Below are 25,120 nucleotides of genomic sequence, written 5' to 3' on the forward strand. Positions count from 1 at the left end.
GGATACGATTAACGGTACAGCGGGCCGAAATTTTTACAGGCGCGGTAATCCTGCCCCTCTTTGTCCATGCCGAATGCATTCCAAGTACTCGGACGGAAGATATTTTTCTCCTCTACGTTATGCATACAGACCGGAATCCGTAACATGGAAGCGAGGGTAATAAAATCGGCACCGACATGGCCGAAGGTAGCGACACAATGGTTAGCCCCCCAATTTGCCATCACCGAATAAACATCGGTAAATGCGCCCTTACCGGTCAACCGTGGTACAAACCACGTTGTCGGCCAGGTTTCATTAGTGCGTTTATTCAAAATTTCATGTACATGTTCAGGCAAATCGATTGACCAGCCCTCTGCAATTTGCAACACAGGGCCGATGCCTTTGATGATATTGATGCGGGTCATGGTGAACGGCATGCCGCCTTTGGTCAGGTACTGCGAGGAGTAACCGCCACCGCGGAAATATTCGTGAACCGCAGGACACCAACGGGTATTTTCCAGACAACGCTTACCGTCTTCCTCACTCACTTCCCACACCGGCTTAATTACTGCATTACCGTTTTTGTCCTGATGCTGACCGGTGCCGTCCAAGGCTGCCGAACCGGAATTAATCAGGTGGATAAAACCGCTTTCAGGCCGCCAACCGGTAACACGCTCTACCGCATCTTCACTCCAATATGTCCGCACATCGGCAAAAATCTGCGCCTGTCCGGTCAATTGGTTGCCAAACAACATACAAACGGCATTTAACGCATCATTTTCTGTCGCTAAAATATACGGCGGACGCACCCCGTTCCAGTCATAAGTTGAATTGAGAACCGCCTCCATAAAGTCACCGTTCGGCAGATGATCCGTCCATTGGCGCTGACCTTGAAAACCGGCGGCAATGGCATTGTGTCCCAATGCCTCTTCTTCATAATCAAGCTCTACCAACTTAGGATTGCCGACCATTAAATCACGGGTAATAATCGCCATTTTGACAACATTTTCCCAAAGTTCGGCACGTTGTTCGGCAGTGCGCTGATTGTCAGGGGAATTTACGTCAATCCCTTCCTTGCAATATGCTTTCACCCAGCCTAACGCCAACTCCACTTCGTGTTGGTCATAAATTTTGCGATCCAAACGGCGTTTAATCTCGGTCATATCGACATATTCGTTGCGCATACCCAGATATTCTTGGAAGAACGTTTGATTAACGATCGAACCGGCGATACCCATCGAAACCGAGCCGATAGACAGATAAGATTTACCGCGAATATTGGCAACGGTTAAACCGGCACGGGCAAAACGCAACAATTTTTGCTGCACGTCCTGCGGAATACTGGTATCGCCGCCTTCCTGCACTTCAGTTCCGTAAATCGAAAACGCCGGTAAACCCATTTGAGAATGGCCGGCCAACGCAGCCGCCAAATAGACGGCTCCCGGCCGTTCAGTGCCGTTAAAACCCCAAATTGCTTTTGGCATATGCGGATCCATATCAATAGTTTCGGAACCGTAACACCAGCAAGGCGTCACCGTCAGCACGACACCGACATTATTCAGTTTAAATTTTTCCGCACAGGCCGCCGCTTCCGCCACGCCGCCAATACAAGTATCGGCAATCACACATTCGACAAAACTACCGTCCGGATGGCGAACTTGTGAGGTCAGTAATTCGGCGACTGACTTCGCCATCGTCATGGTTTGATCTTCCAGCGACTCACGCACACCTAAACGACGTCCGTCAATTGTCGGGCGAATACCGATTTTAACCGCTTGGGATTTAGCTAAACTCATAATACTGTTCCTCTTGCTTATCAATGAAGTGAAATAGAAATACGAATAATTTTTCTGAAATCTATCTTCAAGAGAAAGTGGCGGGAAGAAAAGTCTTTTGTTTAAAATCACCTCGGTTTCGTGATGGCAATCACGAAAAAGTCATCAAAAAGTCACAAAAACGGCAAAATAAATGCCCGATTTAATTATATAAAATTAAAATCGGGCAATTCGGGCATTCAATACAACAAGTCGAACAATCATCTCTCAAGGCGTAATAATCAATAAATTGTGCTGCTCACAATAAACTTTCAACTCTCCGTTTGGCTGTTGGTCACAGAAAAGAATATCGATCTGCGATAAATCACAGATCTTGAGCAAACTTTTTCGCCCCATTTTACTATTATCCACCAACAAAAATTTTTTTTCCGATGCCGCCATAATCTTACGTTTCACCGAAGCATTCAATTCATTCGACTCCCATACGGATCCGCCTTCATCCACCCCGATACAGGAAAAAATCCCAATATCAATGTGCAGGCGCTGCAACAATTGCTCTGATAACGGACCATAAAAAGCATCGTATTTAACCGAATAAACCCCGCCGGTTGCAATCGTCCTGATATTCGATTTATTGGCTAACGCATTGATATTATGCATGGCATTGGTAACGACCGTACACGGAATATCAGGCATTGCCTGAGCAAAATACCAACTGGTCGTACTGGCATCCAGCCCAATGACGGCGTTTTCAAAAATATACTCCACCGCACTTTCGGCAACTAAGCGTTTCGCATCGGAATTGCTTTTCTGCCGATTTTGAAAAGAGCGCCCTAAATCTTGGGCTTTCAAACATACTGCGCCGCCATGCGTGCGATGTAACAATCCTTTGCGATCCAGTTTGCTTAAGTCACGGCGAATAGTTTCCAACGATACCATCAACTCCTCAGACAGCTGATCGACCGCAACTTTGCCGTACTTGCTCACTCGCTCCAGAATGAAGCGCTCTCTCTCTTTCATTATCACTGTCTCATCATTAAAACGGTCAAACGGGCAATTTGATTATATGCCGATTAACCGCTAATTGATACATTTTTGTACACGTGAAAAAGTGTAATGATATTGCGATTAAACACGTTAAATCACAATTATCTCAGAGATAATAAGCCATATAACATTAATTATCGATATTTCCCTCACCCTGTCCCCTCCTCAGTTTGGCAACATCACTCAACAGTCGCTGAATCTGCGGGTCGCTAAACATCTCCTCCAAAGTGCGGTTCAAGCGGCGGCGCCAGTTTTTATACTGCGTGCTGGTGCCGGGAATGTTGACCGGTTCGGTCATGCCGAGCCAATCTTCCGGTTGTAGGCCGAACAAGGCGCTGTTGACGCCGGCGGCGTAGCGCTGTAAATCGTGGTTGAAATTTAACGGGCAGGCCGATGTCAGACCGGCATCAACCCCGTCCGGTACATTCACTTGCGCCTGTTGCAAACGTTGCAGGATTTTAGTTTTGGCATTGATACGATCTTTTTTCAGCATCGCCAAAATATCAGCATCGGGATAAACATCAAACTGCTGTCCCAATTCAAAATCATAGCCGCGCCAATATCCGTTCACCGTCGGCAGATCGTGAGTACTGAGCGTGGTCATCGCCTGATACGGGTAATCCTGCACGGCACGGCTGCGGCCGTGTTGGTCGAATTCGAAATAGAAAATTTTATAGGAAAAAATAGCGGCGTTTTTCAATTTGTCGATAATCGCCTTCGGTACGGTGCCGAGATCTTCACCGATAATCATACATTGATGGCGCTGACTTTCCAGCGCCAAAATTGCGATCAAATCATCGACCGGATAGCCCACATAAGCGCCGTTTTTTGCACTGTCGCCCCGTTTTACCCACCACAACCGCAACAGACACATGATGTGATCGATCCGTAGTGCACCGCAACTTTGCATATTGGCACGGATCATCTCAATAAACGGGCGATAAGCTTGCTGCCGCAAGACATGCGGATTCATCGGCGCCAAGCCCCAATTTTGCCCCTGCGGTCCTAAAATATCAGGCGGCGCACCAATCGATGCGTTCAAACAAAACAGCGCTTTGTTATACCAGGTTTCCGCACCGTTTGCCGTCACGCCCACCGCAAGATCACGATATAGCCCGATCGGCATTTGCCGTTGTCGGCAAACGGCATAGCAATCGGCAAGCTGTTCGGCGGCGCACCATTGCAGCCAGGCATAAAACCGCACTTCGGCAGCGTGTTCACGCTGAAATGCGGCAACCGCATCGGTATGATAATCCTGATATGCCGCCGCCCAGCAATCCCAACCCCATTGATTGTCGAAACGGGCGCTTAAGTCTGCATGTAAGGCATCGAAAGTCGCTTGTACCAACAAACTCTCCCCGCCGTCATGTAAAAACCGTTCGAATTGTGTCAGCCGTTCCGCTTGCGGCTGTTGCTCAAATTGTGCAAATGCCTGTTTTAAGCCGCTCAGTTTTAACGCCATCACCGCACTGTAATCAATCCATTGTGCCGCCCGCAAGCGGTTTAAAGTTTGCTGAACATCGGCTGACGCCAGCCATTGCTGTGCGACCGCACTTTGCTGAAATTCAGGCAGGGCGGCAACATCGATATAAATCATGTTCAACCACTGGCGTGACGACGGGCTGTAAGGACTGGCCCCTTCCGGATTGGCTGGGAACAGGGCGTGAATCGGGTTCAAACCGACAAAATCGCCGCCATGTTGTTGAAAATCGGTGATAAACCGCTTTAAATCGCTAAAATCGCCGACTCCCCAATTATTCGCCGATTTCAGGGTATAAAGCTGTACGCAGCTGCCCCACAACTTCTGTTTTTGTTGAATTTCAGGCGATTGATAGCATTGACGAGGCGCAATAATCACACTGCACTGTTCGCATTTTCCATCGAGGGTTTTCAACGCTAACCGATGGTAGCCGATCGGTAAATCAGCCGGCAGATTCAAGCAGTTACGCTTAATTTTACCCTGATAACACCGCTCGCCGTTTTCCAACGTGAGTAGCCAGTCGCCATGATAGCGTCGGCTGCGATCCGCTGTTTGCAAGCGGATATAAAACGGGCTGTTTTGATAGCCGACTTTCACCGCAGGCAACAACGATTTCGGCAAATTTTGTGGAGTTTTGCCGTCAAATGCCGCCAAAATCTGCTGTTTGACCGCACTTGACGGATATTTCCGCATGCCGTGTTCATTCAAAAAATAGCGCTGAATTCCGGCTTGCTCAAACATGGCTTGCTGTTTTTTGCTCATACCGTATTCCTATTTTTTCAACCAAATACGCTGCTGATAATCACGAATCGACCGATCGGAACTGAATGCGCCTAAGCGTGCGGTATTCAAAATCGCACTGCGCAGCCAAGCCTCCTGATCCAAATAGCGCTGTCCCACTTCCTGCTGTGCCGAGACATAACTGTCAAAATCGGCAAGCACCAAAAACGGATCGCGCTCCAGTAAGCTATCAAGCATCATGCGGAACATCTGTTTATCACCGCGGCACACGTTGCCTTTAGTCAGAAAATCCAACGCCGCTTTCAATGACGGATTGTCGCTATAATACTGTTTCGGGGAATATCCCGCTTTCAATAACGCTCGTACGCTTTCCACCGTATGCCCGAAAATAAAAATATTCTCCTCACCGACCATTTCCGCAATTTCGACATTGGCGCCGTCCAGTGTACCCAATGTTAAGGCGCCGTTGAGCGACAGCTTCATATTGCCGGTGCCGGACGCCTCTTTACCCGCCATTGAAATCTGTTCGGAAATGTCCGCCGCCGGAATGATTTTTTCCGCCAGACTGACCCGATAATCGGGCAAAAACGCCACTTGCAATTTGTCTCTCACCGACTTATCGCGGTTAATCACCTCGGCAACGTTATTAATCGCATGAATAATGTTTTTCGCCAGATAATAGCCCGGCGCCGCCTTGCCGGCGAACACGAACAGGCGTGGGGTATACGCCATATTCGGATTGTCTTTCAGCTGCCGGTAACTGTGGATAATATTCAGTAAATTCAGATGTTGCCGTTTATACTCGTGAAAACGTTTAATTTGAATATCAAAAATCGCATCGGTATTCACTTGCAGCCCCAATGTGCGCTGGATTTCTTCCGCCAACAGCTGCTTATTACCCTGTTTGATACGACGGTATTCATCACGAAAAGCGCCGTCGTCCACCTGCTTTTCCACACCGCTGATCAACGCCAGATTCTGTGTCCAGTCGCCGTCCAAAGTGCGGTCGAGCAAAGCGGCGAGATTCGGGTTCGCCAGACGAATCCAGCGCCGCGGGGTAATGCCGTTGGTCACATTACAGAATTTGTTCGGGAACAATTGATGATATTCCGGGAACAGATCACTGACAATTAAGTCGGAATGAATTTGCGCCACGCCGTTAACCGCAAAACACGACACCACACATAAATTCGCCATTCTGACCCGATAATCGTATAAAATCGCCACTTTCTGCCAAATGTCGGCATCTTCGCCAAATTGTTCGACCACCCGCCGTTGAAAAAGTGTATTGATTTTATCCACAATCTGGAAATGGCGCGGCAACAGCCGTTTGAACAGGCGTTGATCCCACTGTTCCAGCGCTTCCGGCAATAAAGTATGGTTGGTATAGGCAAAAGTGCGGTTACAGATAGACCAAGCCTCGTCCCATGAAAGCCGGTATTTATCCAGCAACAGCCGCATTAATTCCGGAATCGCCAATGTCGGGTGGGTGTCGTTCAGCTGGATAACCTGTTTTTCCGGCAATTGCTGTAGGGTGTGGCCTGCACTGAAATGGCGATCGAGAATATCCGCCACTGAACAGGCGCAATGAAAATATTGTTGCATTAAACGCAATTGCTGCCCGTTTTTGTGGTTGTCGTTCGGATACAGCACTTTGGTCAGACAGGCGGCATTCACCACCTGTTTTTCCGCTCTCAGGTATTTGCCGTCGTTGAAATCCGCCAAATCAAATGTTTGTTCATTATCCGCCTGCCACAAACGCAACGGCTGTACCACACCGTTATTATAGCCGAATACCGGTAAATCATACGCCTTGCCGTGAATAATCCGTTTCGGTTCCCAGTGGTATTGCTCGCCGTCGACTTGCCGGCTTTTGCCGCCAAAACCGATTTGGCGGGTTTTACCGTGATTATAGGCCTGCCACGGGTATTGACTGCGCGCCCAGTCATCACCGCTTTCCATTTGCCGCCCGTCAGCAAACGATTGTTTAAACAAGCCGTATTGATAATGCAAACCGTAGCCGGTCGCCGGTTGTTCAATCGCCGCCATCGAATCCAGATAACACGCCGCCAACCGCCCCAAACCGCCGTTACCCAGCGCCGGATCACGCTCTTGTTCCAATAAATCGGTCAGCTCGATTTGATACTGTTGCAGATAAGACCGCACTTCGTCATACCAGCCAAGGTTCAGCAGGTTATTGCCGGTCAAACGGCCGATTAAAAACTCCATCGAGAGATAATTGACATGACGCTTGTCCGATTGTAACGGTTTCGTCTCGCTGTAGGTCAAATCCAACACCGCCTGAGATAGCGCCTGATACCACTGCTCGAGCGAAAGCTGCTCCGGGCCGTCGACATTTAAATAACGGCACTGTTTTTGAATTGCCGCCGCAAAGTGCGGTCGGTGAAACGGAAGAGTTGCTGACATGAAATTGCTCCTGTACAAGAAACATAAATGAATGATTTGGCATCATTATGCGACAATTGTCGGGTTTGCCCTCCTCCCTGCCCGATTCTTTACGGGAGGATAATCAAGGCGTAACGGCAATTAGGCTTGTATGACCCCGAAATAGCTCTTATCATTAGCGCTAGGCCACTCCCACTATACCAATATTTTACAGGAAAAAATAATGCTTATTCCTTCCAAACTCAGTCATTCATCACGTTTACAGCATATTGTTATTCGCTCTCGGCTGTTGAATTTGTTGGAAAAAGCACAAGATTACCCGCTCGTGTTGATCAATGCGCCGGCAGGCTACGGCAAAACCACGCTGTTGTCGCAATGGGCGGAAACCCGCCGGCATCTCGGCTGGTATTCTCTTGACGAGAGTGACAATGAATGCGAACGTTTTATTGCCTATTTTCGCGCAGCGCTGGCCAAAGCGACCGATCAGGAACCCCCTCAAGCCCATCAGGCGCAAAGCAATTTTCTTGCCGGTTTAAGCCAGCTGCTGATCGAAAACAGCCGTTTCACACCGCACTTTTACGTGGTGATCGACGACTATCATCTGATTGATAACAGCGAAATCCATGACGGGATTAAATTCTGGATCAAAAACCAGCCGCAAAATATGACGCTGCTGCTGATTTCCCGCAGTATGCCGCCGCTGAATATCGCCAATCTGCGTGTGCAGGAACTCCTGCTTGAATTGGACATTACCCAGCTGCCGTTCACCCACGATGAAAGCCAGCAATTTTTTCTTAACCGAAACAACGATCCTCTGCCCGACAATGAAATCAATCAGCTGTGCGACCAAGTAGAAGGCTGGCCGACCGCACTTCAGCTGGTCAATTTGTACGCCCGCCAACATAACACCTCGTTACATGAAGCGGCAAAATCGATCACCAAAATCAACAATAATCACATCAGTGAATATTTGAATGACGAAGTATTCAGCAATATCGAAGCCGATACCCGCCTGTTTTTACTGCGCTGTTCGTTATTGCGTTCGATGAATGAATTTCTGGTAGAAAAAATCACCGGTATGCCGGACAGTCGGTTAAAACTGGACAATCTGGTGAAGCAGGGCATGTTTGTCTATCCGATTAATATTGACCAACAGGAGCAATGGTGGCGTTTTCACCCGCTCTTTGCTTCTTTCTTGCAGCACTTCCGCGATCTGGAACTCAACGGCGAATTACAGACATTACACCAAAAAGCGGCCGATGCTTGGTTGGAAATCGGCTATCCGACCGAAGCGTTATATCACGCTATGCAGCTGCAACAGCCGCAACCGCTCTTGGTTATGTTGCAACAGACCGGCTGGCCGCTGTACCATCAGGGTGAGCTGAAATTATTGGAAGAGAGTCTAAGTGCGGTCAGCTTTAAACTGTTGGCGGCTTATCCGCGACTGGTACTGCTCAAGGCTTGGCTGCTGCAAAGTCAGCATAAACACCACGAAGTCGGCGGCTTATTAAAAAAATTCAGTGACACCGCACAACAGCAACAGCTCGACATGGATTTGGCAATACAGGCCGAATTTGATGCCCTGCGGGCGCAGGTGGCGATCAACGCCGGCGATGACAAAACCGCATTAGTGCTGGCCTCACAAGCGCTGAAACACTTGCCGCAGGAAAAACAGTACGCACACATTGTGGCAACCGCCGTGATCGGCGAAGCGCAACATTGCGACGGACAATTAAATCAGGCGCTGAAAATGCTGCGTGAAGCGGAAAAATTGGCGCAACAAAATCAGGCTTACCACCATATTCTCTGGTCACTGCTACAGCAGGCTGAAATTTTACAGGCGCAAGGATTTCTACAAACCGCCTATGATATTTTGGACAAAGCCACGCACTTGGTCAAAAAACAGCATCTGCAAAAACTGCCGATGTATGAATTTCTCTTACGCTTAAAAGGGCATATTCTGTGGGAGTGGTACTCGCCGGATAAGGCCGAAGCGATGGCGGAAGCCGGGCTGGAAGTGCTGTCGAATGAAGCGGACAAACTGCAATGTTTATCATTGCTGGCAAAGATTTCGCTGACCCGCGGCAATCTGGATAATGCCGAACGGATTTTACAGCGCCAACGGACACTGTTGCAAAACCACCATTACCACAACGACTGGCTGTCGCACCATAATGAAGTCGAACTGCTGTACTGGCAAATGAAAGAGGATCAACAGCAAACACGTTCCTGGCTATTACAAGCAGACAAACCCGAACAAAATACCAACCATTTTTCACATCGCCAATGGCGTAATATCGTACGCGCCAATATTATTTTGCAACAGTACCCCGATGCCCTGCTGCTGACCGAGCATTTGATCAATACCGCCAGAACCTACAATTTCATCAGTGAATTAAATAAAGACTTGGTATTGCACAATCGAATCTGCTTCCTGCAAGGCGATTTTGCGGCGGCACAAACCAGTTTGCTGGAAGCGCTGGAACTGAGCAAACAAACCAACTTTATCAGCATTTTTGTCATTGAAGGCGAAATCATGGCGCAGCAACTGCGCCAGTTGTTACGTTTGAATGTGCTGGACGAATTGCTGACCCACAAAGCGCAATTTATCCTGCGCAGCATCAACCAGCACTATCGGCACAAATTCGCCCACTTTGATGAAAGTTTTGTCGAAAAACTGCTGCAAAATCCGCAAGTTCCGGAGTTATTGCGCATCAGCCCGCTGACCCAGCGCGAATGGCAGGTGTTAGGCTTAATCTATTCCGGCTACAGCAACGAACAGATCGCCACCGAATTGCAGGTCGCCCCGACCACCATCAAAACCCACATCCGTAATCTGTACCAAAAAATCGGCGTCAACAACCGCACCGAATCGATTGAATACACCCGAAATTTATTGAAACTGATGGGGTATTCGAGTTAAAGCGAATCAATAAACACGATGATCACTAATCTATAAATACAAAACCGAGGTATATTCTCGATACCGCCCTCACTCCCCCATAAACTTGTCTATCCAAGTAAAGCCTTTTTATGACAAAGGTCACATTTTTTAACTAAATAGTCAAATTTATTTTACCAAAATCCATTTTTAAATTAAATTCCTTGCAACTTTAGCAACGGAAATAATCATGATGGAAGAATTTATATACTTAAATAACCCTAAAGATCAAAAAATTATGGCCTCCTACTTCTCATTAGCCGACTCAATTGCCGAACTTTTGGGAAAACAGTGTGAAATTGTGATTCATTCGGTAACGAATTTTGAAAATTCAATTATAAAAATCATAAACGGCTATCATACAAACAGAAAAGTGGGCGATCCTATCACCGATAAAGGTTTGCAATTATTAAAACACTACCAACAACATCATGCCGATTCTGAACGCTGCTATTTTTCACACTTACCTTCCGGAGATCTTATTAAGTCAACAACCCATATCATTATAGGAAGCCAAGGAGAACCTATCGGAATATTTTGCATAAATCTTAATCTTTCCTATCCTCTTGACAAGATCATCACTTCATTAATGCCGAAATATGAGTTTTTAACACCACAAAAAAATGAAACTTTTACAACGACCCCTCAAGAACTTATTGAAAACACGATAAATAATGCAATTATAGAAGTTGAAAAAAAACTTCCGAAAAACTCAAAATCTTATAAAAAATCAATTATTCGCTATTTAGTCGACAATGGTATTTTCGAATTAAAAGATGCAATATCTCAAGTCTCAAAAAAACTGAATATAACCCCTCATGCAATTTATAAACACCTACGAGAATTAAAAAAATAAATCCTAATAAATAATTGGAGTTACTTATGAAAAATCAAATATTAACACCAGAAGAATTTAGAATTGCAACAAAATTTGATGCAACCGACTTTGGATGGATTATCATGAGCATCGGTATGGCAATCGGTGCAGGTATCGTATTCCTTCCCGTTCAAGTAGGATTAATGGGAATGTGGGTATTCTTACTATCCTCTATCATCGGCTATCCCGCTATGTATCTATTTCAAAGGCTATTCATCAATACATTGGCGGAATCCCCAAAATGTGTAGACTATCCGTCGGTGATTACAGGCTATTTAGGGAAAAACTGGGGAATATTTTTAGGAATACTCTATTTTATCATGTTAGTCATTTGGATGTTCGTATATTCAACGGCAATAACAAATGACAGTGCATCTTATCTGTTTACCTTTGGTATCACCGATACACTATTATCTGAAAATCCTTTCTATGGCTTACTGCTAATTTGTATTTTAGTCGCCCTCTCTTCACGCGGTGAACAATTATTATTTAAGATATCTAGTTTCATGGTCTTAAGTAAATTACTTGTTGTCGCCGCACTCGGTTTTTCCATGGTTGGAATGTGGAAATTATATAATATCGGTGTACTACCTCCATTCGGACAATTAATCAAAGATGCCATTATAACTCTGCCATTCACATTAACTTCCATTTTGTTTATCCAAACGCTAAGCCCTATGGTTATTTCATATCGTGCAAGAGAAAAATCATTGGAAGTCGCCCGATATAAGGCATTACGGGCAATGAATATAGCTTTCTTGATTTTATTCATCACCGTATTCTTTTATGCCGTCTCATTTACTCTGGCGATGGGACGCGATGAAGCAATACAGGCATATGAACAAAATATTTCAGCGCTTGCAATCACCGCTCAATTTTTTCCGGGAAGTTGGGCTACTTATGTCAGTATTGCGCTAAATATCTTTGCAGTGATGACCGCATTTTTCGGCGTTTATCTTGGCTTTAGAGAAGCCACACAAGGTATTGTGATGAATTTATTATTACGAAAATTCAGCATAGATCAAATCAATCCGCAATATGTGCAAAAAAGCATTATGGTTTTTGCTATCTTGCTCGCTTGGTCAGCAATTGTTCTAAATGCACCCGTCTTAAGTTTTACCTCTATTTGCAGCCCAATTTTTGGCTTTGTCGGCTGTTTAATTCCGGCATATTTGGTTTATAACGTACCAACTCTATTTAAATATAAGGGATTAGCTTTACATCTCATTATTTTTACCGGCATTTTACTGTGCGTATCACCATTCCTTGCATTTCTATAATAGTGTTTTGAGGAAATTTAAAATGAAAAGCTACGATATAACCGATGAAGAGATAATTTTAAATATCGTTAAAAATGAAGTGGTTCCTGCACTGGGTTGTACCGAACCAATTTCCCTGGCTCTTGCTTCAGCCGTTGCTCGCTTTCACTTAAATGCAATACCTGATCGTATTGAAGCCAAAGTCTCTCCTAACTTAATGAAAAACGGCATGGGCGTTACCGTTCCCGGCACCAATACGGTCGGACTAAATATGGCTACCGCAATCGGCGCCATAGGCGGAAATCCTGATGCCGGTTTGGAAGTATTGAAAAACATCACGCCAGAGCACATTATCCAAGCCAAAACGATGCTACAAAAAAAACAGGTTACTGTCTCAATATTAGATACGGAACATATAGTATATTCTGAAGCAACCTTATTCAGGGGCAATACCTCTGTTTGCGTACGCATTGCCGCACATCATACAAACATTATCTACATTGCTAAAAATAACCGAGTTATCTTTTCTAAACCCTGTTCAGCTAAAACAGAATGTTCGCACAATATTTTTACCAAACTCTCGGCCAACGATATTTTTGATTTTGTAATGAACATCAAACTTGAAAAAATCGAATTTATCACTGAATCAGCAAACCTAAATTGTGCTTTATCACAAGAAGGCTTACAAAATGACTATGGCTTACATATCGGCCGAACGCTGAAAAAGCAAATCAGTAGCGGGCTAATGAGTGATGATTTGATGAATAGAATTATTATTGAAACAACCGCAGCATCTGACGCTCGAATGGGAGGTGCAAAATTACCGGCGATGAGTAATTCCGGTTCAGGGAATCACCGCCACCATTCCGGTTGTCGTTGTTGCCCGATATTTAAATGTCGGCAAAGAACAGCTGACCCGAGCGCTCTTTTTATCTCATCTAATGGCCATTTATATTCACAGTAAACTGCCAAAACTGTCCGCTCTTTGCGCCGCCACAACAGCCGCAATGGGAAGCTGTGCCGGTATTGCCTGGCTACTGACAAAAGAATTTAATACCGTCAGTATGGCGATCAGCAGCATGATAGGCGATATCAGCGGTATTATTTGCGACGGCGCGGCAAATAGCTGTGCCATGAAAGTATCGACAAGTATTACCTCAAGCTATAAATCCGTTTTAATGGCACTGGACAATATGCAGGTGACGGGTAACGAAGGTATTGTAGAGCACTGTATTGACCGCTCAATAAACAATCTATGCAGTATTGCATCACACAGTATGCAATATACCGATAAGCAAATTATAGAAATTATGGTAAATAAGCCCAGCGTATAAATTGGAAACGCCGAAATTATCTAGAAATATCCCAAAATCCGATAATAAAGATTTTGGGGTATTAATCCCCAAACATCTCTTCACATTTTGACCCGCTAACATGATCGGCGTTGTCCCCGACTAAATTTGATAACAATTGAATGATGAATTTTCCGAGCTATCGCTCAACATAGCACACCGTTTCATTCGCGCTTGCCTGCCCAAACGACAATGACCTTGTCTTCGCCCCAACGACGTTCAAACGCATAATACCGCTCGCGGGATAATTCGGTTTGTATACCGGCGCCGATAGCGGGATGACGTTGACGAAACCGTGCCAATTTCTGCCAATGTTCGAGGAGATGACGATGAACCGCACTTTGCGCCAATTGTTGCCAGTTCATGTCGGAACGCGTTCCCTGAGCGGGATCGGAGCCCGTAACACCAAACGCCCGACCGCTTTCATCCCCATAATAAATCTGTACCGCCCCCGGCGTCAGTAACAATAACGCCGCCGCGGTTTTTTGTTTGGCCAGATCATTTTGTGCATCACTATGCAGAAAAAGGCGAGTATCGTGCGATGAGATATAACTCAGCATATTAAAATCAGAAAGTGTCTTACTCATCTCTTGATAAGTCGGCGCAATGTCGGCAAAACATTCGAGGCTATTTTTAGCCTGATCCTGCAAATCGAAATTCAACATTGCATCAAACCCATGTTGGAAATAATCACTTTTTATCACACGATGTCCCCAAGCTTCTCCCACCATCCAGAAGTCGGCATTATCAACCGCACTTTGCGGATGTTGCTTTTTCCATTCGCGCAAGGCACCAACAGCTGCCGTTTTCAACTGCAACCAAGTGCTTTGCTCCACATGTTTGGCCGTATCCACCCGAAAACCGTCAATCCCGTAATCCCGCACCCATCGAGTAAGCCAGTCGATTAAATAATCTCGCGGCACGGCGCCTGCCTTCTCGACAGCTAGAGTATCGCTTTTATGTCGATAAAAGTGCGGTAATCCGCTGACTTGATCGGATTCGGTTTTGATATCCGGCAAAGAAGCCAACGACATTCGCAGGTCGTCAAAACGCGGCCGATCATAATCGCCGATATCGCTACGAATCCACGCCTTGCCCCACCAATTTTGCCAACCTTGCTTGTCGCTGAAGTTAATATAATCATTAAAGCTATGCCAGTTTTGCCCTTGTTTCGGCTGCCAGTCCGTCCAGTTCTTGCCTAGTGTTTGCGCTATTTCATCGCCTTTCAGATATAACGAACCGAACTGATATTGCTGCATATCCGCCAAAGTCGCGTAGCCTGTATGATTCATCACCACATCAAATAAAATCCGAATACCACGCTTGTGCGCTTCCTCTACCAATCGGCGCAAGTCCGTTTCATTGCCCATATTGGCATCCAGTGCCGTCCAATCCTGATGGTAATAGCCATGATAGGCATAATGCGGAAAATCCCCTTTGTCTCCGCCGCCGACCCAACCGTGAATCTGCTCCAGCGGCGAGGTAATCCACAACACATTCACGCCAAGTTGTTGCAGATAATCCAGTTTTTGCTGCAAGCCGATTAAATCTCCGCCATGAAACGTGGCAATTTCCTGCATGCCGTCAGGCTTACGGCCATAACTGCGATCATTGTCCGGATTCCCGTTATAAAAACGATCGGTCATCACAAAATAAACCGTGGCATTTTTCCATTCAAAGTGCGGTTCTATCGGCTCTGCCTCTTTCACCCTTTCCAATAACAGTAAGCCGTCAGCCTCAGGAGCGGGTTGAAAACGGACTTGCCCGTTATACACCCGTGCAGTCCGGCCGGAATAAAAATCACGGATGATTTCCCCTTCCTGAAAACTGCGTCCGACATTAATGACCACAGCATTGCCGTCCCAGCTTGGACAGCGGTATGCTGTTTCCGATGTGCTGTTTACGGCATCCACGCTGACTTTCAACGTCGGCATACCACTGCGCAAATCGATCTCTGCCCGATAATGGCCATCACGAAACAGGCGTAATGACATATCATCTTGTCCGCCGCAAGGCCGCAAACCGATCACCCGATTCAGCCTGACCGCACTTTCGGGCTGATAACACTGCTGTCCCCAAAAGAACCGAGCAGAATAATCGCCTTTTTGTGCATCGGCTTCGGCAAGGTAACGATTTTCACCCTTCGGCCGGAAAGCAATAAAGAGATCGTGGTGCCAATCCGTCGCGTAGGCGTTAGCAGCAAGGATTAATGGCAATATTGTGAACGTCGTTAGCTTCTGCATAATCTGATCCTGAGCATAAAGGGGCGAAACGCCCCTTTGTTCTTACCCCTTCACCCCGCCGGCGGTTAAACCGCCGACCAGCCAGCGTTGTGCCAACAGGAAAACCAGCGTAATCGGAATAGCGGACAGCACGGCAGCGGCGGCAAAATCGCCCCAAAGGTAGTTTTGCGGATAGAGATATTGCTGCATACCGACCGCCAGCGTATAGCTGTCGACATCCCGCAGTAACAGCGAAGCAATCGGGAATTCGGTGATGGCGGCGATAAACGATAGAATGAATACCACCGCTAAAATCGGTACGGAAAGCGGCAACAACACCAGACGAAAGGCTTGCCACGGGGTTGCGCCGTCTAGGGCGGCGGCTTCTTCCAGCGAGCCGTCGATGGTTTCGAAATAACCCTTAATTGTCCAAACGTGCAATGCAATACCGCCCAGATAGGCAAAAATGACACCGCCGTGCGTATTCAATCCTAAAAACGGGACATACACGCCCAGACGATCGAACAAGGCATAAAGTGCGACCAATGACAGCACCGCCGGGAACATTTGGAAAATCAGCATACCTTGCAAAATTGTTTTTTTGCCCTTAAATTTCATGCGGGCGAAAGCATAGGCACAAGTCGTAGAAAGCACCACAATGCCGACCGCACTTATACCGGCGACTTTGATTGAATTCCATAACCATAACAACACCGGAAACGGCGGTTTGGTGACGGAGCCGTCCGCATTGACCACTTCCATGCCCAACGCCAAGCGCCAATGTTCCCATGAAATGTGTTGCGGAATAATGTCGCCAATCGCCAAATTACCGGGACGTAACGAAATACCGATCACCATCAGCAGCGGAAATAAAATCAGCACCAGAAAACAAATTAATAAAATATGCGTCGCCCATACACGGTAACGCATGGATTTAGGTTGCACCATCGCCATAATCTTCCTCCTAATCCAGTTTCAGTTTGGTAGCTTTCAGGTTCAATAATGCCAATCCGCCGACCAACAAGAAAATAATCGTTGCAATTGCCGCCGCCAGTCCGAAGTCTTGTGCGCCGCTGCCTTCAAACGCAATACGATAAGTATAGCTGACCAGCAAATCGGTATGCCCTGCCGGTGTTGACGTGCCGATCATATCCGGTCGGCCGTTAGTCAGTAATTGAATCAGCACAAAGTTATTGAAGTTAAAGGCAAATGAGGCAATCATCAACGGTGTGAGCGGTTTGATTAACAACGGGACGGTGATTCTGCTGAAATTTTGCCAAGTGGTGGCGCCATCCATTGCCGACGCTTCGTATAAATCATGTGGAATGGCTTTCAGCAAGCCCATGCATAAAATCATCATATACGGATAACCAAGCCAAGTATTGACGATAATGATCATCACTTTTGCCAAGGTCGGGCTGTTGAACCATTCCGGGCGAACACCGAACAGTTGGTTTAAAATCAGGTTGATTTCACCAAAGCTCTGATTAAACAAGCCTTTAAAAATCAGAATCGAAATAAACGCCGGTACGGCATACGGCAAAATCAGCAGCAGCCGATAAAGCCCTTTCGCACGCAGCGGCTCCCATTGCACCACGCACGCCAACACCATGCCGATCACCACGGTGAAGAAGACCGTCAGCAGCGAAAACAACACTGTCCAGATAAAAATTTGGATAAACGGTTTTTGAATGCCTTCATCGGTAAAAATCCGACTAAAGTTACTCCAACCGGTGGCCACGGTATAGCCCGGCTCCAGCGTTTCGTTTTGGAAACCGCCGTTTTGATCGATTAAACGGAAAAACCCGCTGTCGTTATCGGCACGGTACTGCTTGCCGTTTTCCAGATTCAGCAGGGTTTCGGTTTCGCGGTTATAGTGATAACGTTGACTTTGCTGTGCAAACTGACGCAATGAACTCATACTGAGTTGAGCGCCGTCCGGCAACAGCAGACGGCTTTGTTGCAGCAACGTGCGGTTGTCGATCACCGTTTTTAGCGGCGCTGCCGTCATTTCGCCGACCGCACTTTCGCTATTCATCCGAACGGTTTCATCACCCAACGTAAAAGTATCGGAAAGATAATGCGCACCTTGTGGCGAGCCGACTTCAATTTTCCATTGGTTATCCGCTTGTGCAAACAGCTTGAAATTGTATTTTTCGCCGGAAAAATAGCGTTGTTGCGATAAAACAGCGAGCGCTCTTTCAAACGAAAGCTGATTCGTGCCGCTGTAATTGGTAAACGCAATCACGATGGTGCAAATCAGGGGGAACAGGATAAAAATCGCCATACCCATTATCCCGGGGTAAACATAGCGCCAAGCATAGGTTTTTTTATTGGCAAACACATAAATACCGGAGCTGATTACCACCAACGTCAAAATGGCAAACAAGATTTCGCCCTGAAGATACATGACGGAAACCAGATAAAAATCAAGCAACAGCACCAGCGAGATAACGCCCCATTTAAGATACGTTGCCATCCGGTGATCGGCTGTCGTGTGCCGCGATTGAGTGATAGTTTGTTGCATAAAACCGCCTATCCGAAAGAAAATACCGCACTTTGTATTTCGTTAAAAAGGCAAAGTGCGGTTAAAACAAAAGACTACGAGCATTTTACTGCGCTTTAATCCGCCCAGCGGCATCATCAAGCGCGTCTTTCACGCTTTGGCGCTGATTGACGGCATTAATAATCGCACTGCGCTCGGCATACCAAAACGCCGTCATTTGCGGGATATTCGGCATGATTTCTCCGTTTTCCGCATTCTGCATGGTAGCGGCAATCCGCGAATCTTTCGCCAACGCCTCCTGATACGATTTCAATGCGACCGCCCCCAACGGTTTATCCTGATTGACGGTCGCCAGTCCTTCATCGGTCAATAAATAGTTTTCCAGAAATTCAACGGCCAAATCCTGATTCGGGCTGGCGGCGTTGATGCCGGCGCTCAAGACCCCGACAAACGGTTTCGACGGCTGTCCGTTCAATGTCGGCAACACGGCAACGCCGTAATTGATACCGCTCTTGTCGATATTGCCCCATGCCCAAGGCCCGTTAATCGTCAGTGCGGTTTGCCCTTTATTAAAAGCCGCTTCGGCAATCGCATAATCCGTATCGGCGTTGATTACTTTCGTTTTCACCAAATCGACCACAAACTGTAACCCACGCTGCGAACCGGCATTGTTCACGCCCACATCATTGACGTTATACTGCCCGTTTTCATATTTAAAGGCGTATCCCCCGTCTGCGGCGATAATCGGCCAAGTGAAATACGGTTCCGCCAGATTCCACATCACCGCATTTTTTCCTTCTTTTTTCAGTTCGGCATCCAGTGCCGCTACGTCTTCCCAGCTTTTCGGCGCTTCTGCAACCAAATCTTTATTGTAGATCAAGGATAAGGCTTCAATCGCCACCGGATAGCCGATAATTTTGCCGTTATAGGTTTGTGCGTCCCAGGCAAAAGGGACAAATTTCGCTTTAAATTCCTGGCTCGGATGCAATTCACTCAGTAAACCTGACTGAGCATATCCCCCGAAACGGTCATGCGCCCAAAATACAATATCCGGACCATCGCCGGTGGAGGCGACCTGCGGATACTTTTCTTCTAATTTGTCAGGGTGTTCCACCAAGACCGGAATGCCGGTGTCCGCTTCAAATCTTTTCCCCACTTCCGCCAAGCCGTCATAGCCTTTATCGCCATTGATCCAAATGACCAGCTTGCCCGCTTCCGGTTTTGCAAGGCTTGAGCCGGAAAAAACCAATGCCGCAACCGCACTTAAGGTTAATCTCAACAATTTATTTTTCATCATAAGCTATTCCTCATAGAGTAGAAATGAAAGCACCATGCCGTCATCGTCATTAACGCACATCATGCCCCCGATCGGGGAGTATTGGCATCATCCCTGCCGCTCCTCCCCTTGTCGACAAAGCGTGATCGCGATCACAATCAACCCGTTTTTGTGATCATGATCACTAAAAAAACGGCGCCAAATAAGATCTTGATCACAATATAACACGATAAAAGGGTTTTCTCTTCGTTTCGGTTTTTTTGCGCTAATCCTTAAAAAAAATAGCAAAGGAGGATTTTTTTATTGTGTTATCCGTGCATACTGACACACATAAAAATGGCATCATATCGAGCGGAAATAAATTAAAACGGTGTAAAAAACCGTACGGCTTTCACAAGGGGAAAATATGTCGAGTCTTTCATTACGCAAGGTCTGCAAATCTTACGGCGATATCTATATCTCCAAGGATATTAATCTGGACATTGACGAAGGCGAGTTTGTCGTCTTCGTCGGGCCTTCCGGCTGCGGCAAATCCACATTACTGCGCATGATTGCGGGGCTGGAAGACATTACTTCGGGCGAGCTCTATATCGGCAATACACTAATGAATGATGTGCCGCCCGCCAAACGCGGAATCGGCATGGTGTTCCAGTCCTATGCACTCTATCCGCATCTGGATGTGGCGGAAAACATGTCTTTCGGTTTAAAACTGGCGGGCACGAGCAAAGCGGAACGCAATAAACGGGTCAATCAGGTGGCTGAAATCCTGCAATTGGCGCATTTACTCGATCGCAAGCCGAAAGCACTGTCCGGCGGGCAGCGGCAGCGTGTCGCGATCGGACGGACGCTGGTGTCGCAGCCGCAAGTATTTTTACTGGACGAACCCCTGTCCAATCTGGATGCCGCCTTGCGGGTACAAATGCGGGTCGAGATCGCCAAGCTGCACAAAAAGCTGAACCGCACGATGATCTATGTAACCCATGATCAGATTGAAGCGATGACGCTGGCCGATAAAATTGTGGTGCTCAATGCCGGCGGTATCTCGCAGGTCGGTAAACCGCTGGAGCTCTACCATTATCCGGCCAACCGTTTTGTTGCCGGTTTTATCGGTTCCCCGAAAATGAACTTTCTGCCGGTCAAAGTGACGGCGGTCGAAAAGGAAAGAGTACAAATCGAATTGCCGGATGCCAATCATCATAATTTCTGGATACCGGTAGAGGGCAGCCATATCAACATCGGCGAAAACCTTTCGCTGGGGGTTCGCCCGGAGCATTTGATTCCCGCTGAAAATGCACAAGTCAAACTGAAAGGGATCGTCACGGTGGTCGAACTGCTGGGAAATGAAACCCAAATTCATCTGGAGATTCCTGAAATCAAGCAGCCGACGCTGGTGTACCGTCAAAATGACGTGGTCTTAGCTGAAGAAGGGCAGATTATGGATATCGGTATTGTGCCGGAGCGCTGTCATCTGTTCAGGGAGGACGGCACCGCCTGTAGGCGATTGCACAAAGAAATTGGGGTGTAGCCCTTTTTAACCAACAAGCTTTTTTCATTACGTTTAATCATATCGAATATTCATTGAATATTCGGACGGGATTGTTTTGTCCTAAAACCACTACTTAACCTAAAGAGGCCAACATTATGAACTGTAAAAAAACATTACTCGCCATTGCTATCAGCAGCACCCTGTTTGCCGGTACGGCAAGTGCGGTCGATTTCCACGGCTATGCCCGCTCCGGCATCGGTTGGACGGCCGGCGGCGGTGAACAAAGTGCATTTAAAGCAACCGGTGCGCCGGCAAAATACCGTTTGGGCAATGAAGCCGAAACCTATGCCGAATTTAAATTAGGTCAGGAGTTGTTTAACCAAGGCGAAAAAAGTATCTATTTGGATACCAATGTTGCCTATTCCGTTAATCAGCAAGTGGATTGGGAAGATACCAGCCCGGCATTACGTGAAGTCAATGTACAGTTTAAGAATTTTGCCGATTCTCTGCCCGGCGCAACATTATGGGCAGGTAAACGTTTCTACCAACGTCATGATGTCCACATGAACGACTTTTACTACTGGGATATTTCCGGCCCCGGTGCGGGGATTGAAAATATCGATCTGGGCTTCGGCAAACTTTCTTTAGCCGTAACCCGTAATACCGAACCTGCCGGCGCTTATTCTTGGGAATATAACGACACCACCAGTCAGTGGGAAACCAATAAAGATAAAGATGTTTACAATGATGTATTTGACATTCGCTTAGCCGATCTAAATATCAATAAAAACGGTAAACTGGAATTCGGGGTTGATTTTGGTAATGCCCACACCAAAGACGGCGTAACATTGGCTGACGGCGCCAGTAAACGTGGTTATATGTTGACCGCAGAACATACCCAAAACGAGTTCTTTGGCGGCTTTAATAAATTCACTGTGCAATATGCAACAGATTCGATGACTTCATGGAATACCGGCCACTCACAAGGCGGTTCGGTTAATAATAACGGTAATATGCTGCGTTTAATCAATCAAGGCGTCGTACAATTCAGTGATCGGGTTGAAACCATGTACGCCTTAATTTATCAAAAAACCGATTTAGACAATAATCAAGGTAATACTTGGTATTCTGCCGGTATTCGTCCAATGTATAAATGGAACGATACCATGAGCACCTTATTGGAAGTCGGTTATGATCGTGTCAAAGACCAAGCCAGCGGCAAAAAGAACGATTTGAAGAAAGTCACCTTAGCGCAACAATGGCAAGCCGGAAACAGCATTTGGGCGCGCCCAGCCATTCGGGCTTTTGTTACTTATGCCGACTGGAATGATAAATTCGGTGATCGAACCACTAATCCGAGCAAATATGGTAAAGCCAACGACAATGAATTTGTTTACGGTGTCCAATTTGAAGCTTGGTGGTAATGATTAAACCGCTCTTTGTCAAACGGCAAAGAGCAGTGCGCTATTTGTCTTAAATGAGGTTAATATGAAAACACTGCTAACATCCGCCCTACTGATGCTTGGGCTATTTTGTTCTTCGTCGGGCTATTCCGCACAACTGAAGATTAGTCCGCAAATGGCCGACAAACTGCATTGGCAGGATATCGGGCCATCACAACAACAGACTACACCGCTATCCGAACACCAACGACCGCTTGCCGACATCAACAGTCCTGTCGCAACTTATCGCTTACCCGCCAATCAAGGTACCTTAAAAATAACGATCGACAGTCTGATTGTCGATAATGACCATATTTTTGTCCCTAATATTGCTGTTCTGGATGCCAACTTTAATCTGGCGGCGACCTATCCTTCATCCGCATTTCAATTTCGCCATGAAGGCGGCTTACGCAATAATCGACTCAGCACGGAATTAAGCCTGACGCCGACACCGAATCAGGACTACATCTATCTGCTGGTTTATACGACCGATGATGATCTAAAAGGCAGTACAACCGTCCCTCACCCTGCCAAGCTGTATGCCAAAGCCAAAGGTAATCAGCCGCCTGCCATTGATGATCTACATGCCAAGCATAGTCGCAACGGTTTGATTCAAATCAGTTTAGACAGCCAACAAGGTGCCCAATTTATCGGAATGGAAATGCCGTCATTCAACACAAAAGCCGCCTCGGCAAAAACGGTCGGCAAGACTGCCAAAACCGTTTCCGCCGCCGGATTGAATAAACCGGTAGAAAAAGAGACCGAGCGCTATTTCAATACTGCAATTGATCAGGCTTTGAAACAAGGCAATATCGATCGGGCTATGAATTTAGTTAACGAAGCCGAACAATTGGGGTTAAGCTCTCCGCGCAAAACATTTATTGATCGCATATCAAAAAAATAAAACTCACAACATCTGTTTTAACCTATCTTTCCACCTCCCGTCGGGAGGTGTTTTTAACTATTTAACAAAATAATGCATATTTAATTTGATAAATGCATAAATACCCATTATTTTATCTTTTAATCATCACAATCCGTTTTACTTATTATCGAGGTTATCATGACGTCCACGACTAAAATTTCCATCAGCCGTCGCTCACTGTTACGCGGCAGTGCCGCTACCTTGGCGGGGTTATCCGTTTCATCATTCGCTATCGGCAAAACTGCCGCCGCCGTTGCGGAAAATACCGCCGATCTGCCTGACTTTACCGCTTCCAATTCACCTTTTCAAATACCGACTCAAGACGCTCCGTTAATGCTGCATTTTAATGAAAACCCTATCGGAATGTCGTTAAAGGCACAAAAAGCCGCAATTCAGGCAATTCCGATGGCAAACCGCTATGCCGATCCCGCAGTTCCGCCGTTACGGAAATTGGCAGCCGATTACCACAAGGTCAAAGAAGATAATATTTTATTCAGCGCCGGCTCCTCAGATGCTATTCGGATCTGTATTGCTGCCCATGCAAGTCCTGAAACACAATTTGTCATTCCTGATCTGACTTATGGAGACGGCGAATTTTTCGCCAATGCTTATGGATTGAAAATTACTAAAATCCCGTCTAACCCCAATAACTGGGCTATTGATTTAAACGGAATGCAAAGTGCGGTTACTGATTATTCCGGACCTAGTATCGTCTATTTGGTTAATCCCAACAACCCGACATCAACTATTGTCAACTCGGCTGAAGTGGAAAGCTGGATTAAAAGCAAACCAAAAGGAACCATTTTTATTATTGATGAAGCCTATGCCGAATTCGTCAATAACCCGGATTACCGCTCGGTCGATCATTTAATCGCCGAAGGGCTGGATAATGTATTGCTGCTAAAGACATTTTCAAAAATTCACGCCATGGCAGGCATGCGCGTCGGCTATACCGTCGCCACGGCGGAAAAGATCAAACAACTCAGTATTTATGTTGAGGACGACGCGCTGACGCTTTCATATCCTTCTATTTTGGCGGCGACAGAATCGATGAAAGACAAACCGTTCTTACAATTCAGCAAAAAGAGTAATGATGTTGCCAAATCAATTTATATCGATTTATTGAAAGAATTACAGCTGGAATATTTACCGTCTGAAACCAATTTTATTTTCCATCGTATCCCGGGAGAATTGGCGACATTCAAACAACGTATGCAAGAACAACATATTTTGGTCGGACGGGCATTTCCACCGGCTGACGGCTGGTGTCGTATGTCAATCGGCACACCTGATGAAATGATTTATGTTACCGAAAAAATGCGTGAATTCAGAAAAAAAGGTTGGGTTTAATCCGTTTATTTAAAAATGGCTTGTACCCTCTATTTTACCCCAAGTGCGGTCGGGTG

The 25,120-nt window shown here is 46.3% G+C and carries 15 protein-coding genes and 1 pseudogene; 8 read left to right on the forward strand and 8 right to left on the reverse strand.

What is annotated here, in order from left to right:
• Positions 1-8: 8 nt before the first annotated feature.
• The 4 genes from fucI to malP form a co-directional block, all read right to left on the reverse strand.
• On the reverse strand, positions 9-1,775 hold the full coding sequence (gene fucI / locus OA57_RS07300; RefSeq protein ID WP_034615649.1) for an L-fucose isomerase: 1,767 nt from the start codon (positions 1,773-1,775) through the stop codon (positions 9-11).
• A 246-nt stretch (positions 1,776-2,021) separates the two neighbouring features.
• A complete protein-coding gene (locus OA57_RS07305; protein WP_034615652.1) occupies positions 2,022-2,774 on the reverse strand; it encodes a DeoR/GlpR family DNA-binding transcription regulator in 753 nt (250 codons plus the stop codon).
• Between the two features lie 157 nt (positions 2,775-2,931).
• The gene (gene malQ / locus OA57_RS07310) at positions 2,932-5,043 is read right to left on the reverse strand and encodes a 4-alpha-glucanotransferase (RefSeq protein ID WP_034615656.1); all 2,112 of its coding nucleotides are present in this window, start codon (positions 5,041-5,043) and stop codon (positions 2,932-2,934) included.
• A gap of 9 nt (positions 5,044-5,052) precedes the next feature.
• A complete protein-coding gene (malP, locus tag OA57_RS07315; RefSeq protein WP_034615659.1) occupies positions 5,053-7,449 on the reverse strand; it encodes a maltodextrin phosphorylase in 2,397 nt (798 codons plus the stop codon).
• A gap of 202 nt (positions 7,450-7,651) precedes the next feature.
• On the opposite strand from malP, the gene malT reads away from it, so the two are divergent.
• The 4 genes and pseudogenes from malT to OA57_RS07335 all read left to right on the forward strand — a co-directional run bounded on the left by malT (position 7,652) and on the right by OA57_RS07335 (position 13,839).
• Positions 7,652-10,351 carry an HTH-type transcriptional regulator MalT gene (gene malT / locus OA57_RS07320; RefSeq protein WP_034615662.1) on the forward strand — a complete coding sequence of 900 codons (2,700 nt, stop codon included), beginning with the start codon at positions 7,652-7,654 and terminating at the stop codon, positions 10,349-10,351.
• Between the two features lie 208 nt (positions 10,352-10,559).
• Positions 10,560-11,225 carry a helix-turn-helix transcriptional regulator gene (locus OA57_RS07325; RefSeq protein ID WP_052122421.1) on the forward strand — a complete coding sequence of 222 codons (666 nt, stop codon included), beginning with the start codon at positions 10,560-10,562 and terminating at the stop codon, positions 11,223-11,225.
• A gap of 26 nt (positions 11,226-11,251) precedes the next feature.
• Positions 11,252-12,526, forward strand: a complete 1,275-nt coding sequence (locus OA57_RS07330) for an SLC5/6 family protein (RefSeq protein ID WP_034615666.1) — start codon at positions 11,252-11,254, stop codon at positions 12,524-12,526.
• Positions 12,527-12,548: 22 nt separating this feature from the next.
• Positions 12,549-13,839 (forward strand): annotated as a pseudogene (locus tag OA57_RS07335) (L-cysteine desulfidase family protein).
• A gap of 182 nt (positions 13,840-14,021) precedes the next feature.
• Here OA57_RS07335 and OA57_RS07340 read toward each other — a convergent pair.
• The 4 genes from OA57_RS07340 to malE form a co-directional block, all read right to left on the reverse strand.
• Positions 14,022-16,100 carry an alpha-amylase gene (locus tag OA57_RS07340; protein WP_034615668.1) on the reverse strand — a complete coding sequence of 693 codons (2,079 nt, stop codon included), beginning with the start codon at positions 16,098-16,100 and terminating at the stop codon, positions 14,022-14,024.
• Between the two features lie 42 nt (positions 16,101-16,142).
• Positions 16,143-17,033 carry a maltose ABC transporter permease MalG gene (malG, locus tag OA57_RS07345; RefSeq protein ID WP_034615670.1) on the reverse strand — a complete coding sequence of 297 codons (891 nt, stop codon included), beginning with the start codon at positions 17,031-17,033 and terminating at the stop codon, positions 16,143-16,145.
• A 10-nt stretch (positions 17,034-17,043) separates the two neighbouring features.
• Positions 17,044-18,606, reverse strand: a complete 1,563-nt coding sequence (gene malF / locus OA57_RS07350) for a maltose ABC transporter permease MalF (RefSeq protein ID WP_034615672.1) — start codon at positions 18,604-18,606, stop codon at positions 17,044-17,046.
• 85 nt (positions 18,607-18,691) lie between these two features.
• Positions 18,692-19,879, reverse strand: coding sequence for a maltose/maltodextrin ABC transporter substrate-binding protein MalE (malE, locus tag OA57_RS07355; RefSeq protein WP_034615722.1), 1,188 nt, complete (start codon positions 19,877-19,879; stop codon positions 18,692-18,694).
• Positions 19,880-20,267: 388 nt separating this feature from the next.
• Here malE and malK point away from each other — a divergent pair, with 388 nt between their 5' ends.
• The 4 genes from malK (at position 20,268) to OA57_RS07375 (ending at position 25,064) form a co-directional block, all read left to right on the forward strand.
• Positions 20,268-21,386 carry a maltose/maltodextrin ABC transporter ATP-binding protein MalK gene (gene malK / locus OA57_RS07360; protein ID WP_034615674.1) on the forward strand — a complete coding sequence of 373 codons (1,119 nt, stop codon included), beginning with the start codon at positions 20,268-20,270 and terminating at the stop codon, positions 21,384-21,386.
• Positions 21,387-21,502: 116 nt separating this feature from the next.
• The gene (locus OA57_RS07365) at positions 21,503-22,771 is read left to right on the forward strand and encodes a maltoporin (RefSeq protein ID WP_034615677.1); all 1,269 of its coding nucleotides are present in this window, start codon (positions 21,503-21,505) and stop codon (positions 22,769-22,771) included.
• A gap of 64 nt (positions 22,772-22,835) precedes the next feature.
• Positions 22,836-23,693, forward strand: coding sequence for a maltose operon protein MalM (malM, locus tag OA57_RS07370; protein ID WP_034615680.1), 858 nt, complete (start codon positions 22,836-22,838; stop codon positions 23,691-23,693).
• 159 nt (positions 23,694-23,852) lie between these two features.
• A complete protein-coding gene (locus OA57_RS07375; protein ID WP_152596725.1) occupies positions 23,853-25,064 on the forward strand; it encodes a pyridoxal phosphate-dependent aminotransferase in 1,212 nt (403 codons plus the stop codon).
• The last annotated feature ends 56 nt before the right edge of the window (positions 25,065-25,120 follow it).

Origin of the sequence: Chelonobacter oris, assembly GCF_000772535.1 — a bacterium.
In the GTDB taxonomy this organism is placed as follows: Bacteria; Pseudomonadota; Gammaproteobacteria; order Enterobacterales; family Pasteurellaceae; genus Chelonobacter; species Chelonobacter oris.

What these genes read in the sequence shown, in the direction of transcription:
- fucI (WP_034615649.1), bottom strand. Translation starts at nt 1,775, where the DNA reads ATGAGTTTAGCTAAATCCCAAGCGGTTAAAATCGGTATTCGCCCGACA.
- OA57_RS07305 (WP_034615652.1), bottom strand. Translation starts at nt 2,774, where the DNA reads ATGAAAGAGAGAGAGCGCTTCATTCTGGAGCGAGTGAGCAAGTACGGC.
- malQ (WP_034615656.1), bottom strand. Translation starts at nt 5,043, where the DNA reads ATGAGCAAAAAACAGCAAGCCATGTTTGAGCAAGCCGGAATTCAGCGC.
- malP (WP_034615659.1), bottom strand. Translation starts at nt 7,449, where the DNA reads ATGTCAGCAACTCTTCCGTTTCACCGACCGCACTTTGCGGCGGCAATT.
- malT (WP_034615662.1), top strand. Translation starts at nt 7,652, where the DNA reads ATGCTTATTCCTTCCAAACTCAGTCATTCATCACGTTTACAGCATATT.
- OA57_RS07325 (WP_052122421.1), top strand. Translation starts at nt 10,560, where the DNA reads ATGATGGAAGAATTTATATACTTAAATAACCCTAAAGATCAAAAAATT.
- OA57_RS07330 (WP_034615666.1), top strand. Translation starts at nt 11,252, where the DNA reads ATGAAAAATCAAATATTAACACCAGAAGAATTTAGAATTGCAACAAAA.
- OA57_RS07340 (WP_034615668.1), bottom strand. Translation starts at nt 16,100, where the DNA reads ATGCAGAAGCTAACGACGTTCACAATATTGCCATTAATCCTTGCTGCT.
- malG (WP_034615670.1), bottom strand. Translation starts at nt 17,033, where the DNA reads ATGGCGATGGTGCAACCTAAATCCATGCGTTACCGTGTATGGGCGACG.
- malF (WP_034615672.1), bottom strand. Translation starts at nt 18,606, where the DNA reads ATGCAACAAACTATCACTCAATCGCGGCACACGACAGCCGATCACCGG.
- malE (WP_034615722.1), bottom strand. Translation starts at nt 19,879, where the DNA reads ATGAAAAATAAATTGTTGAGATTAACCTTAAGTGCGGTTGCGGCATTG.
- malK (WP_034615674.1), top strand. Translation starts at nt 20,268, where the DNA reads ATGTCGAGTCTTTCATTACGCAAGGTCTGCAAATCTTACGGCGATATC.
- OA57_RS07365 (WP_034615677.1), top strand. Translation starts at nt 21,503, where the DNA reads ATGAACTGTAAAAAAACATTACTCGCCATTGCTATCAGCAGCACCCTG.
- malM (WP_034615680.1), top strand. Translation starts at nt 22,836, where the DNA reads ATGAAAACACTGCTAACATCCGCCCTACTGATGCTTGGGCTATTTTGT.
- OA57_RS07375 (WP_152596725.1), top strand. Translation starts at nt 23,853, where the DNA reads ATGACGTCCACGACTAAAATTTCCATCAGCCGTCGCTCACTGTTACGC.